We start from the raw sequence: 14,213 nt of genomic DNA on the forward strand, positions 1-14,213 counted from the left end.
TTTTATTGCTTATTTCTCTGTTAAATCAGGTCTAAGGACCGTAGCCCCCTCCAGATAAATATGCTTGATATCCTTTTGGGCTGTATCCATATTGGCATGAATCATAATCCGTATGGCCAATGATAAGGAACCCGGTACTGGAATTTCACGCATGCACATAACGGGAACATATGTAAATCCATCTATTTTTCTAACAATAGCAGCTGGAAATCCTGCATCTATATCGTCTGTAACAGATATGAATATAGATGCAATAGATTCTGCCTGAAGATGATTCTGTTGAATCATTTCTCGAAGTAAGATCTCTGTTTTATTTTCAATGAGTTCTTTTTTATTTGCTTCTATGGTAATGGCTCCTCGGATGCCTCTCATCATAATGAATAACCCTTCTCCCTTCCGACTATATTGTTTAAGAAATAGGTTAATTCGTCTTGTATTTCCGTATCAGAATAGGAATGTAAGGCTGGTCTGCCATAATCATTTAAAAGGACCGTCGCTATTGTCCCTTGTTTATTTTTCTTATCAAGTTTCATAAATGGCAGCAATAATTCTGCTGATAAAATTTCTTTTGGTATTTGAAGGTAGCCTAAATTGGTTAACCAATCCTTAAATGCAGTTAGATTAAAAGAAAAATCAGCATACTTTTGGCTCAAATATAGGTCAAATAACATACCAAAGGCTACAGCTTCCCCGTGGGTTACCACTCCATATCCAGCTGCCCCTTCAATCGCATGAGCTAATGTATGACCAAAATTAAGAAAAGCACGCGAGCCTTTCTCCTTTTCATCCTCCGATACAATAGTAGCTTTAACAGAAATCCCTTTTTTTATATACGAAGCCAATGATTTGGATTGCAGGTCAGAAATACTGCAATACTGATTTCTTAAATCATCATAAAAGGATTTACTGCATAGCAGCGCATGCTTAATTAACTCCGCAAATCCTGAGCGCCATTCCTTCTCTGGTAAAGTGGATAAAAAGGAACTATCATAGAAGACTGCCTCCGGTTGATAGAAACAGCCTACTAGATTTTTACCCAGCTGATGATTAATAGCCACTTTTCCTCCAACTGCACTGTCATGAGCCAGCAAGGTTGTTGGCAGTTGAATGTAGGGAATGCCTCTCATATAGGTCGCAGCTACAAATCCAGCTAAATCTCCAACCACTCCCCCGCCCAGAGCTAACACGAGGCTGTCACGATCAAGTTTATTTTCAAATCCTACCGTTAAACATTCTTCGTATACAGAGAATGATTTTGCTCTTTCTCCTGTTGGTACGGCATGGATGATTACTTCATAGCCACGTTTGGCCAACAACGTTTCAATCAGCTCTGAATAAAGAGAAGATACCAGTTCATCCGATATCATATATACTTTTGGTTTTCCTTTGAAATTTTTCTTCAAAAATATGGGGAGCTCTTCAATCACTCCATCACCTATAAAAATCGGATACTCCTTTGAAGAAGTTTTAATTTGAATAGTTTCCATTAGAATTCCCTCGCATACATTCTTTGCTGATTAACGGATTCAACCAATGTCTCCATCCGATCAGAATAAAACTGTTCAATGATTGCATTGGCAAGCTCCCATGCTACCACATGCTCAGCAACGACTGCCGCTGCCGGAACAGCACATGCATCAGAGCGTTCTATCGAGGCTGTAAACGACTCTTTCGTGTCAATATCCACACTTTTGAGCGGCTTATACAAGGTAGGGATTGGTTTCATAACTCCACGCACTACTACAGGCATTCCAGTTGTCATTCCGCCTTCAAAACCGCCTAGGCGATTCGTTTTACGGCTATATCCCTGTCCTTCCTCCCAAATGATTTCATCATGCACCTGACTGCCTGGAATTCTGGCCACTTCAAAGCCAATCCCGAATTCGACACCCTTAAATGCATTAATACTAAGGATTGCACCTGCAATTTTTGCATCTAGTTTACGATCATAATGAACATAGCTCCCGACACCAGCAGGCATTCCAGTCGCCACTACTTCAACGACACCACCTAATGTATCGCCATTCTTTTTAGCCAAATCAATGGCTTCCATCATCTTCTCAGCAGCTTTTTCATCAAGACAGCGAACCGGAGAATCCTCTGCCAGCTGTTGGATCTCTTTAATATCCTTAACCTCTGTTTCAGCTGCTTTAATGCCACCGATTTCAACAACATGCGAAACAATTTCTATACCAAGCAGACTAAGCAGTTTCACCGCAACAGCTCCCGCTGCCACTCGGACAGTTGTTTCTCTTGCAGACGAGCGCTCTAAAACATTGCGCAAATCCCTATGTCCATATTTCATACCGCCATTCAGGTCAGCATGCCCTGGGCGCGGTCTTGTGATTTTACGTTTAATTTCGTCTTCTGCCTTTTCATCTATTGGCTCAATTCCCATGACATGGGTCCAATGAGTCCAGTCCCGGTTTTTAACTTGCAGAGCAACAGGTGATCCTAATGTCCTGCCATGACGAATTCCTGCTGTAATCTCTACTGTATCTTTTTCAATTTGCATTCTTCTACCGCGTCCATATCCCTTTTGTCTCCTGGCAAGATGCTTGTTGATATCTTCCTCAGACAACGGCATTCCTGCAGGTAATCCTTCTATTAAAGTTGTTAATTGGGGGCCGTGGGATTCCCCAGCAGTTATATATCTCATAAGGCTCCTCCTTCATCACTTTAAAGCATTTATGTAATAATATATCATATACTGTTATTCTTATGGTAATTTTCTTGCTTATATTGTACATCAGATTAACAAGGTACTACCATTCACTCTCTGCCGACGTCTCCTGATTATCTTTCATTTCAGTATGTCTATTAGCTATGTACCCTATGATGATTTCTCTTTTTATAAAAAAACGTATTTGTACTGATAAAATCATATACAGTTGGGTTGAAGATCTGTTCAGTACTGCCCACAAACAAAACTCCGCCAGGACGAAGTGATTGGGAAAATTTCTTATATAATAAACCCTTTGCTTCATCCGTAAAATAAATCAAAACATTACGGCATATGATTAAATCGTATGATTGGCCATACGAATCAGCCAGTAAATTATGTTTCTTGAACGTGACCGCATTTTTTATCTGTTGATTAATATGATAAAATCCATCCACGAATTCGAAATGCTTATTCTTTAACTCTACTGGTACTTCCCCCAAAGATTTTTCTGAATAAATGCCTCTCCTGCAAATTTCTAAGGCATTCTGATCTATATCGGTTGCCAGGATAGAGACACGATTCAGGGCATTTAAGCGGGTTAGCACCATGGCAAGTGAATAGGGTTCATCACCAGTTGAACAAGCGGCGCTCCAAATTTTCAAAGTCTTTTTTTCAGACAATAATTCTGGCAGAATCTCCTTCTCCAAAACCTCCCACCTTCTATAATTCCGAAAGAAGTTCGAAACATTAATCGTCATACGGTCCAGAAGCTCATTTAATAAATACTGGTCTTTACGAAGATGATTGTAATAATCCTGAAACCCATTAAAACCTTGTTTTTCATATAAGGAGGTAATTCTTCTTTTCATTTGCGCTTCCTTATATAAAGATAAATTGATTCCTGTTAAATAGTTAATCCCTTTAACAAACCCCTGATAGTCATCATTAATTTTTATCATATACCCCTACGACTCCAATAAATTCTTTTACTATAAGTATACAAAATTAGCAGATTCAATGATATAACCACACTTATTACGTATGCCCATAACGATCACATGATCTTTTCTATAAACCCCCATAAACCGGTAAGATATGCAATTAAAAAAGCCGCCAACCTTGTTGACAGCCCTTAATCTTTATCTATCTACTTAATAAATCCACTCATTCGCTAATTTTGTATATTCAGCAAGCTCTTCTTCTTTAAAGAAGATTCCAAGTTCTCTCTCGGCACTTGCAGGTGAATCAGAGCCATGGATAATGTTTTTGCCTACCGTTACACCATAATCTCCGCGAATTGTACCAGGAGCAGCATCTTTTGGATTGGTAGATCCCATCATTTGACGAGCAGTCGCAATCACATTTTCCCCTTGCCATGCCATTGCAAAAACTGGTCCTGATGTAATAAAGTCAACCAATTCACCAAAGAAAGGACGCTCTTTATGTTCCTCGTAATGCTTTTCAGCCGTCTCTGTTGGAATCATCATCAATTTCGCTCCAACAAGCTGAAAGCCCTTTCTTTCTAAACGTGATACAATTTCCCCGATTAAATTTCTTTGTACACCATCTGGTTTAACCATTAAAAATGTTTTTTCCATAATTACACCTCTGTTCGTATGTATGGGCTTTCAGAAAGAATAATACCATTATTTACATGTATAAAGCAAACGAAAAAGGAAATAGCATTTTAGTATTTCCTTTTTCCGATAAATCTTGCTATTTCATATAAATAATCCGTATTCTTCGACTCTGGCAATAATTCTAGAATATCAAATGCTTTATCCAGGTAAGCATTGCTTAAGTCGATGGATTTCTCGATTGCTCCTGATTGCTTGATAGATTCGAGTATAGGCTGCAACTCTTCTAACCTCATATCTTCGTGAACAGTTCGGATAAGCTTGGCCAATTGCGGTTGCTGTAAGGCATACAAAACAGGTAAGGTAATATTCCCCTGCCACAAATCACTACCCGCAGGTTTCCCTAGATCTTTTTCAGAGGCCGTGAAATCAAGTATGTCATCCATTATTTGAAAGGACATGCCCACATAGTATCCATACAAGAATAATTTTTTGTGTATATCCTCCGATACCCCTGCACTGATCGCACCTAATTGGCAGCTGGCCGCAATTAAGACAGCCGTTTTTCGTTTAATACGCTTTAAATAGTTACGTAGATTTTGATCAAAATTGTATTTATCACGTATTTGTTCTATTTCGCCAATGCTGACTTCCATGATGGTTTTAGCTACTACCTGATGTGCCAATGGATCTTTAATATGAGTCATAAGCTCCTGAGCCCTGGCAAATATGTAATCTCCTGTATAAGTAGCCATTTTATTATCCCATTTGGAACAAACCGTCAGTGATCCCCTACGCAGTTTGGCTTCGTCAATGATATCATCATGTACTAATGATGCTGAGTGAATAAGTTCCAGAGCAACTGCAGCATGCTTAATTTGATTAATATCATACTCTCCAAATTTTGCGGTGAGCAGTACAAAAACAGGGCGTATCCGTTTGCCTCCAGCTTTCAGAGTGTGCATAGATGCTTCCTGAAGTGGTCTGCATTCAGTTTGTATCGATGAACGCAGCTCTTTTTCGATTAATTGGATATCCTGTCTGAAAATTGAATACAATTTTGGTAATTTCATAGTTCCACTTCCCGTTAAACTAATATGCGCCCTTTATTTTGATTGTTTGAATCCAAAATGAGACGCAGCTGCACCACCGGAATAAGGTTTATATTTAACCTTCACAAAACCGGCTTCTTCAAAGAGTCTTTTCAATGCCGGTGCACTTGGAAAATCAGATGCAGATTCCTGCAGCCAGGAATACTCCTTGTAACTCTTAGCCAATAATTTACCCAAGAGAGGCATAATATGCTTAAAATAAAAATAATATAGCTGTCTGTAAACCGGTAACGTCGGTTGAGAAGTATCTAAACAAACAGCCATGCCACCCGGTTTCAGAACACGGTTCATTTCTTTCAATACCGTTAAGTAGTCAGGGACATTCCGAAGACCAAATCCAATTGTGACAAAGTCAAATGTATTATCTTCAAAGGGAATCTCCATTGCATTCCCATGAAGCAGTTCCACATTATTTAACTGCTCCTTTTTAACCTTTTGTTCGCCAATCTTGAGCATATTTTTACTGAAGTCCAAACCCGTTACCTTACCAGAGTCGCCAACCTGTCTCGCCAGCGCTATCGTCCAGTCAGCTGTACCGCAGCATACATCCAGTGCCTGATCTCCCTGTTTAACATCCATTTTTTTCATCGTATCGGCACGCCAACGCTTATGTAACTGGAAACTGATTACTGAATTCATGGAATCATAATTATCAGAAATCTTTTCAAAGACACCGTGTACACGTTCCTCTTTTGTTTGTTGTTTCATTATGAATTCCCTTTCCCCACATCGTCTTTTTATATGTTTTCAAGATTACCTTATACTTGTCTCAATCCGTAAAACCATTTCATCCTTAAAATTGTATTGCAACATAGCTGATCTTAATCTATCACTTACCTTTGTAATTTCCCTTTTAAGTAAATCTGATATTTTATCAGCAGTTTCATCATTTACACTATGTATTGATTGTAAGGCTTGAATAAATTTAGAGTTACACTTATTTTGATAACCGTCCAATTCTGCCATTAATCTATTCCATAATAAAAAGTCTATAAACAAATCCTTTTGTTCAATTACGTTAAAATACTCAGCTGTTTTTTCGACCAGTATGGTTTCAATCTGTTTAAGATACTTTACTAATGTATCTATATCAGCATCCTTATCCATATATAAGTGTACCTTAGCCTCATTCACTTCCTGAACTCCCCTGGACATTAGGTTAATAAACTCGATATCTTTTGTTTTCGCCAATATATGATAATACATACTGCTATAATAATCTCCAGCCAAAATCGATAACTGCCGTTTCCTTAATTTTGCCGGACTTTCGGATTCCTCTGTGTTTGAAACTCCCTCATGGGTATCCAGGGCAATTTGCATAAGCATGACAGATACTATGTAATATGGCATAAACTTTTGATCCACATTGGCATCACGCAGAATTTTAACCATAACCGCTATCATATCATCATTTATGACTGGCCGATCAATATGATCTAATATTAAAGAATGATAGATAAGTTTCTTTATCTCACTATTAAATTGTATGACTTCATTATTGATGCTATCCAATGGTAATCACCCATGCTTCCACTTCTGATTCCGTACCATAATCGGCACATTACGTATTCATCATACTTATCTTACTATCCTTTTAAATTGCTGTCGAATGGTTTAAAAGGAGAGAATAGATAATCGGTTATTCCTTTTCACTTTCTATTTCACCGTATGGCGTGTACATAACCGCTTTTCCTCTGATTTTCATAGCTGATGTGTGTTCTGTAAATTGAACAAATAACACTTCACCTTTATCAAGCTTTTCTGAATGATGGAATTTAGTATCCTCACCTCTGGTTAATCCAATAACACTCACTCCATCTTCCAATGCTTTTATAACTACAAAATCATTTGATTGAAGGTTCTCCATTCTCTTACTCCTTTTCAACTTTTATCTCATGATTATTTATTAATTAAGCTTAATACTTCCTGACGGGAGATTGAGTCTGTCGCCAATGTTCCTCTTACTGCGGAAGTAATTGTCTTCGATCCTGGTTTTTTAACACCTCTCATAGTCATGCACATATGCTCAGCTTCAACTACGACCATCACTCCATGAGGAGCCAGTGTGTCCATAATAGAATCTGCAACAGTTGATGTAATCCGTTCCTGTAATTGCGGCCTTCTGCTCACTGCTTCGACCGCTCTGGCTAATTTACTCAAACCTGTAACACGTCCGCCTTTTGGTATGTAGGCCACATGTGCCACTCCAAAGAATGGCACGAGATGGTGCTCACACATAGAATAAAAAGGGATATCCTTAACAAGGACTAATTCTTCATGATCTTCACCGAATACCGTTTCAAAATATTCTTTAGGATCCTGTCTCAATCCGGAAAATACCTCTTCATACATTTTTGCTACACGTTTAGGTGTGTCCAGGAGCCCTTCCCTTGTTGGATCTTCCCCAAGAGCCTCCAAAATCATTGTCACTGCTTCTTCTATTTTACCGCGATTGATTTCACTCATTTTATGTCTTCCTCCCATTGCTATACCTAATTTCAACTATTTCCATAGTAGCACATTTTATTCTTAGAGCCATAGATTATGGACTTCATAATAGAAAAAGAGTCATTACCAAAGAAATTGGTAATGACTCTAATCGCGTATAGCGCTTATTCAAGTAAAATCGTATGTAAAAATTACTTAACAGCGTCTTTAAGTGCTTTCCCTGGTTTGAATGCAGGTACTTTGCTGGCACTGATTTCGATTTCCTCACCAGTTTGCGGGTTACGTCCTTTACGAGCAGCACGCTCACGAACTTCAAAGTTACCGAAACCAATCAATTGTACTTTATCTCCATTTTTAAGAGCTTCTAAAATGGATTCGAACACTGCGTCTACTGCTTTAGTTGCGTCTTTTTTAGAAAGCTCGCTAGCTTCAGCAACAGCGTTGATTAATTCTGTTTTGTTCATGCCATTCACCTCCTCCCAAAGTATGCTTCCATTCTACTTCAATACTTTTTAAGTTGTAATGAAATATTTTCATCAGTCAAAACAAAAACTTGAAATAATTTGTCATTAATCATTTTTAACATAAAAAACCATTGATAAACATTGATATATAAGGGTTTTTGCTTTGAACTTGATTTCTGATAAAAGATTATCATAATCCATAGACCATATCAAGTAAATTGGCGAATTTACAGGCATTTATTCGAATAATGTAGGTTATTTTTCTATTTTTATTGCCATATCTTCTTATTTGAGGTATTTTGAAAGTTAAAGACATTTATAAAAACACTTGATTTTTGCAAAAAAATACAGAGGATTACGGATCCGTTACGGTCCGTAAAACCCTCTGTATCTGTTAAAGAATAATGGCAATTAATCCGCCAGATCCTTCATTAATGATTCTTTCAAGCGTTTCCTTTAATTTATATCGTGCATTCTCCGGCATCAAACTTAATTTAGCTTGGATTCCCTCACGAACTACAGTAGACAAACTGCGGCCAAATATATCTGAATTCCAGATGCTCAGAGGATTATCTTCAAAATCCGCCATTAAATAACGAACCAATTCTTCACTTTGTTTCTCTGTTCCGATTATAGGGGCAAATTCTGATTCAACATCTACTTTTATCATATGAATGGATGGCGCCACAGCTTTCAGCCTAACTCCAAACCTGGATCCCTGTCTAATGATTTCCGGTTCATCCAGACTCATATCCGCCAGAGAAGGAGAAGCAACACCATAACCCGTTTGTTTAACCATTTTAAGGGCATCCGCGACCTGGTCATACTCCGCTTTCGCGTAAGCAAAATCCTGCATTAATTCAAGCAAATGATCCTTCCCTCGTATCTCAACACCCACAATCTCTTTTAGAACCAGGTCATACAATTCATCAGGTGCTGATAAATCTATTTCGGCTACTCCCTGGCCCATTTCAATCCCAGCCAATGAAGCATGACCAACAAACTCATACTCTTCAAAAAGATGGACGAGTCTATCAACATCTCTAAGCCTTTTAATATCCTGAACCGTTTCTCTTATAGCATCCTGATAGCTGACCCTCAGCCAATGATTTTCATTAAGCACCATAACCCATCTAGGTAGATTCACATTCACTTCCAGAACAGGGAACTCAAACAATGCTTCCCGCAGGACATTTAACACATCCCCTTCCCGCATGCTCTCAACACTTATGGCAAGCACCGGGATATCATATTTTTCCTGAAGCTTAGCACGCAGAATCTCTGTATCCGGGTGATAAGGGCTGACTGTATTAATAATCATGATAAAAGGCTTTCCAACCTCTTTTAGCTCTTCTACGACCCTTTCCTCAGCATCTACATAGTCTAACCTTGGTATCTCTCCTATTGACCCATCTGTCGTCACTACAACGCCAATTGTAGAATGGTCCTGTATGACCTTACGAGTGCCAATTTCAGCTGCTTCATGAAACGGAATTGGCTCTTCATACCAAGGCGTATGAATCATCCTTGGCCCATTCTCATCCTCATATCCTTTCGCACCAGGAACGGTATATCCTACACAGTCAACCATACGAATATTGACCTCTAACCCTTCGTCTACCTGAACCTGCGCTGCCTGGTTCGGCACAAATTTAGGTTCCGTAGTCATGATCGTTCTTCCTGCTGCACTTTGTGGTAATTCATCAATCGTACGTGCTTTTTCAGCTTCACTTTTCATACCAGGAAGAACAACCAACTCCATAAATTTCTTAATAAATGTAGATTTACCCGTCCGAACGGCTCCAACTACTCCTAAATATATATCGCCGCCGGTTCTCTCGGCTATATCCTTAAATATATCGACCCTTTCCAAGAGATCCCCTCCCGATTCCTCCATATATGAGTACATATACGTAATTATTGATAGTCTTATAAACTTGGACACTATATATTTATGCTATAGCCCATTAAACTTATGACTAGTTTTTTCTCTCCTCTCCTTTTATGTAAACAACCGACTGCTATTTTGATTAAAAATGAACCAATTATTCGGAGTATCATGATAAAGCACCGAATTATTCAGGAGATGTCAAAATTTAAAATACAATCTGGAATAAAAAAAACCTTTCTTTTACAATATATTTTGTAAAAGAAAGGTTATTCCTCAATTGCCATAAAGACAGGTTTATTTGCTATTTGATCCCATGTATAAGGTAATGAATAGGCAGGAACAAAGAGGCTGTCTTTCACTAACTCTGCTCTTATATCTTCACCCTTTTTAAATCCCGCCGAACGATCAATAAGTAAATCATATAAATCCGGTGTATAGTCAATGTACAATTCGCCATCTTCGCCTAAAACAAGGTGTAACGATTTACCTGTGAAGGGACTTTTCACGGTAGGTTCCTTGTCAAATCCCATATTTTTATAGTTGAGTGCATAGACATTGGTACCAATTTTTTCTTCAAACGCAGGATAGCCCTGTGATTGAATTTGCAGCTTGGTATCCCGTATTGTCTCGGCTAAACGTAAATCAATCAGCCTAACAGTCGGATTTGTTTCTTCATTAACGAGTGTGTATTCAAAAATCCCGCCATTTTCATAGGCATTTCCCGGAATTTCAGACATATATTTTGGAACCAATTTCTGAAAATCAATTATGTATTTCATATAATACGGTGTATCTTGATCCTTTGTCACAATCGGCAACAGGTTGCCGCCATTATCTTTTCTATATTCCAAAACAGCTTTCTGAACGGATTCGACCTGATCTTCATAGGGTACCTGGTTTTGCTGTAAATTCTCCTGCGGATACATACACCCGGATAGAAAAAGAATTGTACACAGCAAGAATGTCATTCCAGATATTTTATGTAGTTTCTTATTCAACACTTTATCCATTTGTAGGACCACTCACAATAATAATGACCATAATAATGGCTGCTATAAACATAGATACATAGGCTATCGTGGCTAAAAGATATTTTAATATACCCTTTAATTTATATCTGCTTAGATATATAGCCAGCACTGCGATTGCCATTAAGCCCATCCCAGCAATCGAAATCCACATTTTTTGCATTGCTATGCTCAATATTCGGCACCCCTTTTTCATCAATTCTTTTTACCATATTTTTAAAAAGAATAATATTTTTTCAACCTTTGCTATTATAACCCAAAATATACCTAAAAGAAAACAAAAACGGAAGCTCGGGTTTTATATACCCAAACTTCCGTCCTGGACTAAATATATAGACTTAGACTAAGTTTATGCTGGCTCAGTCTTTTATAAAGTATACTATGTTTAAATGACCATCTCAGCAAGTAACAAATGCCTATTTTTTGACAAAATCATTAATTAATGATTATTAATCATGCTATCCATCAAATCTTCCATTTCATGCTTCTTGCTTCTAGTCATAAGATCATCTACTTCTGTCTTAATATCCTTGTCATTAAACAGGACATCGTACAAGGCAGTCGTAATTGGCATCTTCACTTGGTATTTCTCCGACAACTGATAAGCTGCCTTCGTTGTTCTCACGCCTTCAACAACCATTCCCATGCTTTCAAGAACCTCTTCAAGATTCTTTCCTTTTCCAAGCATATTACCGGCACGCCAGTTTCTTGAATGGACGCTTGTACATGTTACAATAAGGTCACCGATACCTGTTAATCCAAGGAATGTTAACGGGTTTGCTCCCATCTTCACACCCAGACGAGTGATTTCTGCAAGACCGCGAGTCATCAAAGCGGCTTTGGCATTATCTCCGTATCCAAGTCCATCCGTAATCCCAGCTGCTAAGGCAATAATGTTTTTCAAGGCACCCCCAATTTCCACACCAACTAAGTCTTGGTTTGTATACACGCGGAAATTTTGGTTCATAAATAAATCCTGAATACGCACTGCTGCCTCCATATTTTTAGAAGCAACCGTAACGGTTGTAGGAATCCTTCTGCTTACCTCTTCAGCATGGCTTGGGCCGGAGAGAACAATGATATCTTTTGCTATATCCAAAATTTCTTCTTCTATCATTTCAGATATACGCAGCAAGCTATCTGGCTCGATCCCTTTGCTTACATGGACGATTGTCACTTTATCCTGGACAATCGCTTTAACCTTGCGGGCCACTTCACGAATTGCTTTAGTCGGTACAGCAAAAACAATAACCTCTGAGCCAGACAATGCCTCTTCCAAATCATAGTATGCCTTAATAGCGGAAGGGAGCTTGACATCAGGTAAATAACGAATATTTGCCTGTTCACGATTTATCTCATTGACATGTTCTAACTCATGCCCCCAGATTTTTACCGCATGTCCGTTATCTGCAAGGACAATTCCAAGTGCAGTTCCCCACGAACCTGCTCCCAAAATGGTGACTGATTGTTGCATAGACTCCACTCCTCAAAAAAATTATTTACGTAGTCGAGAAAATATTTTTATAGGCGTTCCTTCAAATCCAAATGCATCTCTAATTTTATTCTCCAGGAAGCGTTCATAGGAGAAGTGCATTAATTCTGGATCATTTACAAAGACAACAAAGGATGGCGGCTTAACGGCCACTTGTGTAGCATAATATATTTTCAACCTTTTGCCGTGATGGGTTGGCGTTGGATTCATTGCTACTGCATCCATTATAACATCATTCAGGACATTCGTTTGGATACGCTGTGCATGGTTTTCACTTGCCAAATTAATCATTGGAAGCAAAGTATGGATACGTGCTTTCGTTTTAGCAGACAAGAACACAATTGGAGCATAGTCAAGGAACTGGAATTCAGCCCTGATTTTCTCTTCAAACTTCTTCATCGTTTTATCATCTTTTTCAACTGCATCCCATTTGTTCACTACAATAACGATAGCTCGTCCTGCCTGATGGGCATACCCAGCAATCTTTTTATCCTGTTCAATAATGCCTTCTTCCCCGTCGAGGACCACTAGGACAACATCTGAACGTTCAATAGCTCGTAATGCACGTAAAACACTGTACTTTTCAGTACTTTCGTATACCTTACCTTTTTTCCTCATTCCAGCGGTATCAATGATGACATAATCATCGCCATTATATTTATATGGAGAATCGACCGCATCTCTTGTTGTTCCTGCGATATTACTTACAATAACGCGCTCTTCACCCAAAATCGCATTAACTAATGAGGATTTTCCAACATTCGGTCTACCGATCAAGCTGAACTTAATCACATCTTCGTCATAGTCAGGTGCTTGGTGATCAGGGAAGCTTTGTACAACAGCATCTAGCAAATCCCCAATTCCAATTCCGTGAGAGCCAGAGATTCCTATTGGTTCACCAAAGCCCAATGCATAGAAATCATAGATCTGATCGCGCATCTCAAAGTTATCCACTTTATTTACAGCAACGACTACTGGTTTCTTTGAACGATAAAGAATTTTTGCCACTTCTTCATCAGCAGAAGTCAATCCCTCTCTGCCACTCGTCATAAAAATAATAACATCCGCTTCATCAATAGCAATCTCTGCCTGTTGACGAATCTGTTCTAAAAACGGTTCATCCCCTATATCAATACCGCCTGTATCAATAATATTGAATTCATGGTTTAACCATTCTCCAGAACTATAAATCCTGTCTCTGGTTACTCCGGCTACGTCTTCTACAATTGATATTCTTTCTCCTACAATCCGATTGAATATTGTAGATTTCCCTACATTCGGCCTGCCTACTATGGCTACAACTGGTTTTGGCATGGTCGTTCATCCTTTCAACTATCCTAGCTAAATTCCTGTTTATTTTCACTGAATTGTTAGCATGTTTAATGTATTTATATTTTATGAAAAAAGAACCCTTCTTAATCATAAAGAAGGGTCTAACTATATTATGATAGCAAACGTTTCGCAAAGTAACAACTCTTCTGCTATATTTCCTTACTATTTTTGACGTGAAATTTAAACTCCCTTGGAGTTTTCCTT

16 protein-coding genes are annotated in these 14,213 nt (G+C 38.5%); all 16 read right to left on the reverse strand.

The genetic code is table 11. The features are described 5' to 3' along the window. Nucleotides 1–9: 9 nt before the first annotated feature. The 16 genes from aroH to der all read right to left on the reverse strand — a co-directional run bounded on the left by aroH (nucleotide 10) and on the right by der (nucleotide 13,991). The gene (gene aroH / locus A8L44_RS13875; RefSeq protein ID WP_066107448.1) at nucleotides 10–375 is read right to left on the reverse strand and encodes a chorismate mutase; all 366 of its coding nucleotides are present in this window, start codon (nucleotides 373–375) and stop codon (nucleotides 10–12) included. Then, nucleotides 372–1,487 carry a 3-dehydroquinate synthase gene (gene aroB / locus A8L44_RS13880; protein WP_066107451.1) on the reverse strand — a complete coding sequence of 372 codons (1,116 nt, stop codon included), beginning with the start codon at nucleotides 1,485–1,487 and terminating at the stop codon, nucleotides 372–374. The genes aroH and aroB overlap by 4 nt, the downstream gene beginning before the upstream one ends. Continuing rightward, a complete protein-coding gene (aroC, locus tag A8L44_RS13885; protein ID WP_066107454.1) occupies nucleotides 1,487–2,659 on the reverse strand; it encodes a chorismate synthase in 1,173 nt (390 codons plus the stop codon). Before aroC ends, aroB begins: the two co-directional genes overlap by 1 nt. A 161-nt stretch (nucleotides 2,660–2,820) precedes the next feature. After that, nucleotides 2,821–3,624 (reverse strand): CheR family methyltransferase, encoded by an 804-nt coding sequence (locus A8L44_RS13890; RefSeq protein WP_066107456.1) that lies wholly within the window; start codon nucleotides 3,622–3,624, stop codon nucleotides 2,821–2,823. A 192-nt stretch (nucleotides 3,625–3,816) separates the two neighbouring features. Next, nucleotides 3,817–4,263, reverse strand: coding sequence for a nucleoside-diphosphate kinase (gene ndk, locus A8L44_RS13895; protein WP_066107459.1), 447 nt, complete (start codon nucleotides 4,261–4,263; stop codon nucleotides 3,817–3,819). A gap of 89 nt (nucleotides 4,264–4,352) precedes the next feature. After that, nucleotides 4,353–5,315, reverse strand: coding sequence for a heptaprenyl diphosphate synthase component II (gene hepT, locus A8L44_RS13900; protein ID WP_066107464.1), 963 nt, complete (start codon nucleotides 5,313–5,315; stop codon nucleotides 4,353–4,355). A 33-nt stretch (nucleotides 5,316–5,348) separates the two neighbouring features. Continuing rightward, nucleotides 5,349–6,062: a demethylmenaquinone methyltransferase gene (locus A8L44_RS13905; RefSeq protein WP_066107467.1), complete on the reverse strand. Its 714-nt coding sequence runs from the start codon at nucleotides 6,060–6,062 to the stop codon at nucleotides 5,349–5,351. Between the two features lie 45 nt (nucleotides 6,063–6,107). After that, nucleotides 6,108–6,866 carry a heptaprenyl diphosphate synthase component 1 gene (locus A8L44_RS13910; protein ID WP_066107470.1) on the reverse strand — a complete coding sequence of 253 codons (759 nt, stop codon included), beginning with the start codon at nucleotides 6,864–6,866 and terminating at the stop codon, nucleotides 6,108–6,110. 127 nt (nucleotides 6,867–6,993) lie between these two features. Continuing rightward, nucleotides 6,994–7,221 (reverse strand): trp RNA-binding attenuation protein MtrB, encoded by a 228-nt coding sequence (gene mtrB, locus A8L44_RS13915; RefSeq protein WP_066107475.1) that lies wholly within the window; start codon nucleotides 7,219–7,221, stop codon nucleotides 6,994–6,996. Nucleotides 7,222–7,253: 32 nt separating this feature from the next. Continuing rightward, the gene (gene folE, locus A8L44_RS13920) at nucleotides 7,254–7,820 is read right to left on the reverse strand and encodes a GTP cyclohydrolase I FolE (RefSeq protein WP_066107479.1); all 567 of its coding nucleotides are present in this window, start codon (nucleotides 7,818–7,820) and stop codon (nucleotides 7,254–7,256) included. 173 nt (nucleotides 7,821–7,993) lie between these two features. Continuing rightward, entirely contained in the window at nucleotides 7,994–8,266 is a 273-nt protein-coding gene (locus tag A8L44_RS13925) for an HU family DNA-binding protein (RefSeq protein WP_049670554.1), read from the reverse strand. Between the two features lie 394 nt (nucleotides 8,267–8,660). After that, entirely contained in the window at nucleotides 8,661–10,139 is a 1,479-nt protein-coding gene (spoIVA, locus tag A8L44_RS13930; RefSeq protein ID WP_066107482.1) for a stage IV sporulation protein A, read from the reverse strand. A 284-nt stretch (nucleotides 10,140–10,423) separates the two neighbouring features. Further along, entirely contained in the window at nucleotides 10,424–11,167 is a 744-nt protein-coding gene (locus A8L44_RS13935; RefSeq protein WP_254654730.1) for a hypothetical protein, read from the reverse strand. Continuing rightward, nucleotides 11,160–11,360 carry a DUF2768 domain-containing protein gene (locus tag A8L44_RS13940; RefSeq protein ID WP_066107485.1) on the reverse strand — a complete coding sequence of 67 codons (201 nt, stop codon included), beginning with the start codon at nucleotides 11,358–11,360 and terminating at the stop codon, nucleotides 11,160–11,162. The genes A8L44_RS13935 and A8L44_RS13940 overlap by 8 nt, the downstream gene beginning before the upstream one ends. A 264-nt stretch (nucleotides 11,361–11,624) precedes the next feature. Then, on the reverse strand, nucleotides 11,625–12,659 hold the full coding sequence (locus A8L44_RS13945; RefSeq protein ID WP_066107488.1) for an NAD(P)H-dependent glycerol-3-phosphate dehydrogenase: 1,035 nt from the start codon (nucleotides 12,657–12,659) through the stop codon (nucleotides 11,625–11,627). Nucleotides 12,660–12,680: 21 nt separating this feature from the next. Then, complete coding sequence (gene der, locus A8L44_RS13950) at nucleotides 12,681–13,991, reverse strand: ribosome biogenesis GTPase Der (RefSeq protein WP_066107491.1); 1,311 nt, start codon at nucleotides 13,989–13,991, stop codon at nucleotides 12,681–12,683. Nucleotides 13,992–14,213 lie beyond the last annotated feature (222 nt).

Origin of the sequence: Bacillus sp. FJAT-27986 (assembly GCF_001685035.1) — a bacterium.
GTDB lineage: Bacteria > Bacillota > Bacilli > Bacillales > Pradoshiaceae > Pradoshia.

Coding starts and splice junctions, on each gene's coding strand:
- aroH (WP_066107448.1), bottom strand. CDS start 375: ATGATGAGAGGCATCCGAGGAGCCATTACCATAGAAGCAAATAAAAAA.
- aroB (WP_066107451.1), bottom strand. CDS start 1,487: ATGGAAACTATTCAAATTAAAACTTCTTCAAAGGAGTATCCGATTTTT.
- aroC (WP_066107454.1), bottom strand. CDS start 2,659: ATGAGATATATAACTGCTGGGGAATCCCACGGCCCCCAATTAACAACT.
- A8L44_RS13890 (WP_066107456.1), bottom strand. CDS start 3,624: ATGATAAAAATTAATGATGACTATCAGGGGTTTGTTAAAGGGATTAAC.
- ndk (WP_066107459.1), bottom strand. CDS start 4,263: ATGGAAAAAACATTTTTAATGGTTAAACCAGATGGTGTACAAAGAAAT.
- hepT (WP_066107464.1), bottom strand. CDS start 5,315: ATGAAATTACCAAAATTGTATTCAATTTTCAGACAGGATATCCAATTA.
- A8L44_RS13905 (WP_066107467.1), bottom strand. CDS start 6,062: ATGAAACAACAAACAAAAGAGGAACGTGTACACGGTGTCTTTGAAAAG.
- mtrB (WP_066107475.1), bottom strand. CDS start 7,221: ATGGAGAACCTTCAATCAAATGATTTTGTAGTTATAAAAGCATTGGAA.
- folE (WP_066107479.1), bottom strand. CDS start 7,820: ATGAGTGAAATCAATCGCGGTAAAATAGAAGAAGCAGTGACAATGATT.
- A8L44_RS13925 (WP_049670554.1), bottom strand. CDS start 8,266: ATGAACAAAACAGAATTAATCAACGCTGTTGCTGAAGCTAGCGAGCTT.
- A8L44_RS13935 (WP_254654730.1), bottom strand. CDS start 11,167: ATGGATAAAGTGTTGAATAAGAAACTACATAAAATATCTGGAATGACA.
- A8L44_RS13945 (WP_066107488.1), bottom strand. CDS start 12,659: ATGCAACAATCAGTCACCATTTTGGGAGCAGGTTCGTGGGGAACTGCA.
- der (WP_066107491.1), bottom strand. CDS start 13,991: ATGCCAAAACCAGTTGTAGCCATAGTAGGCAGGCCGAATGTAGGGAAA.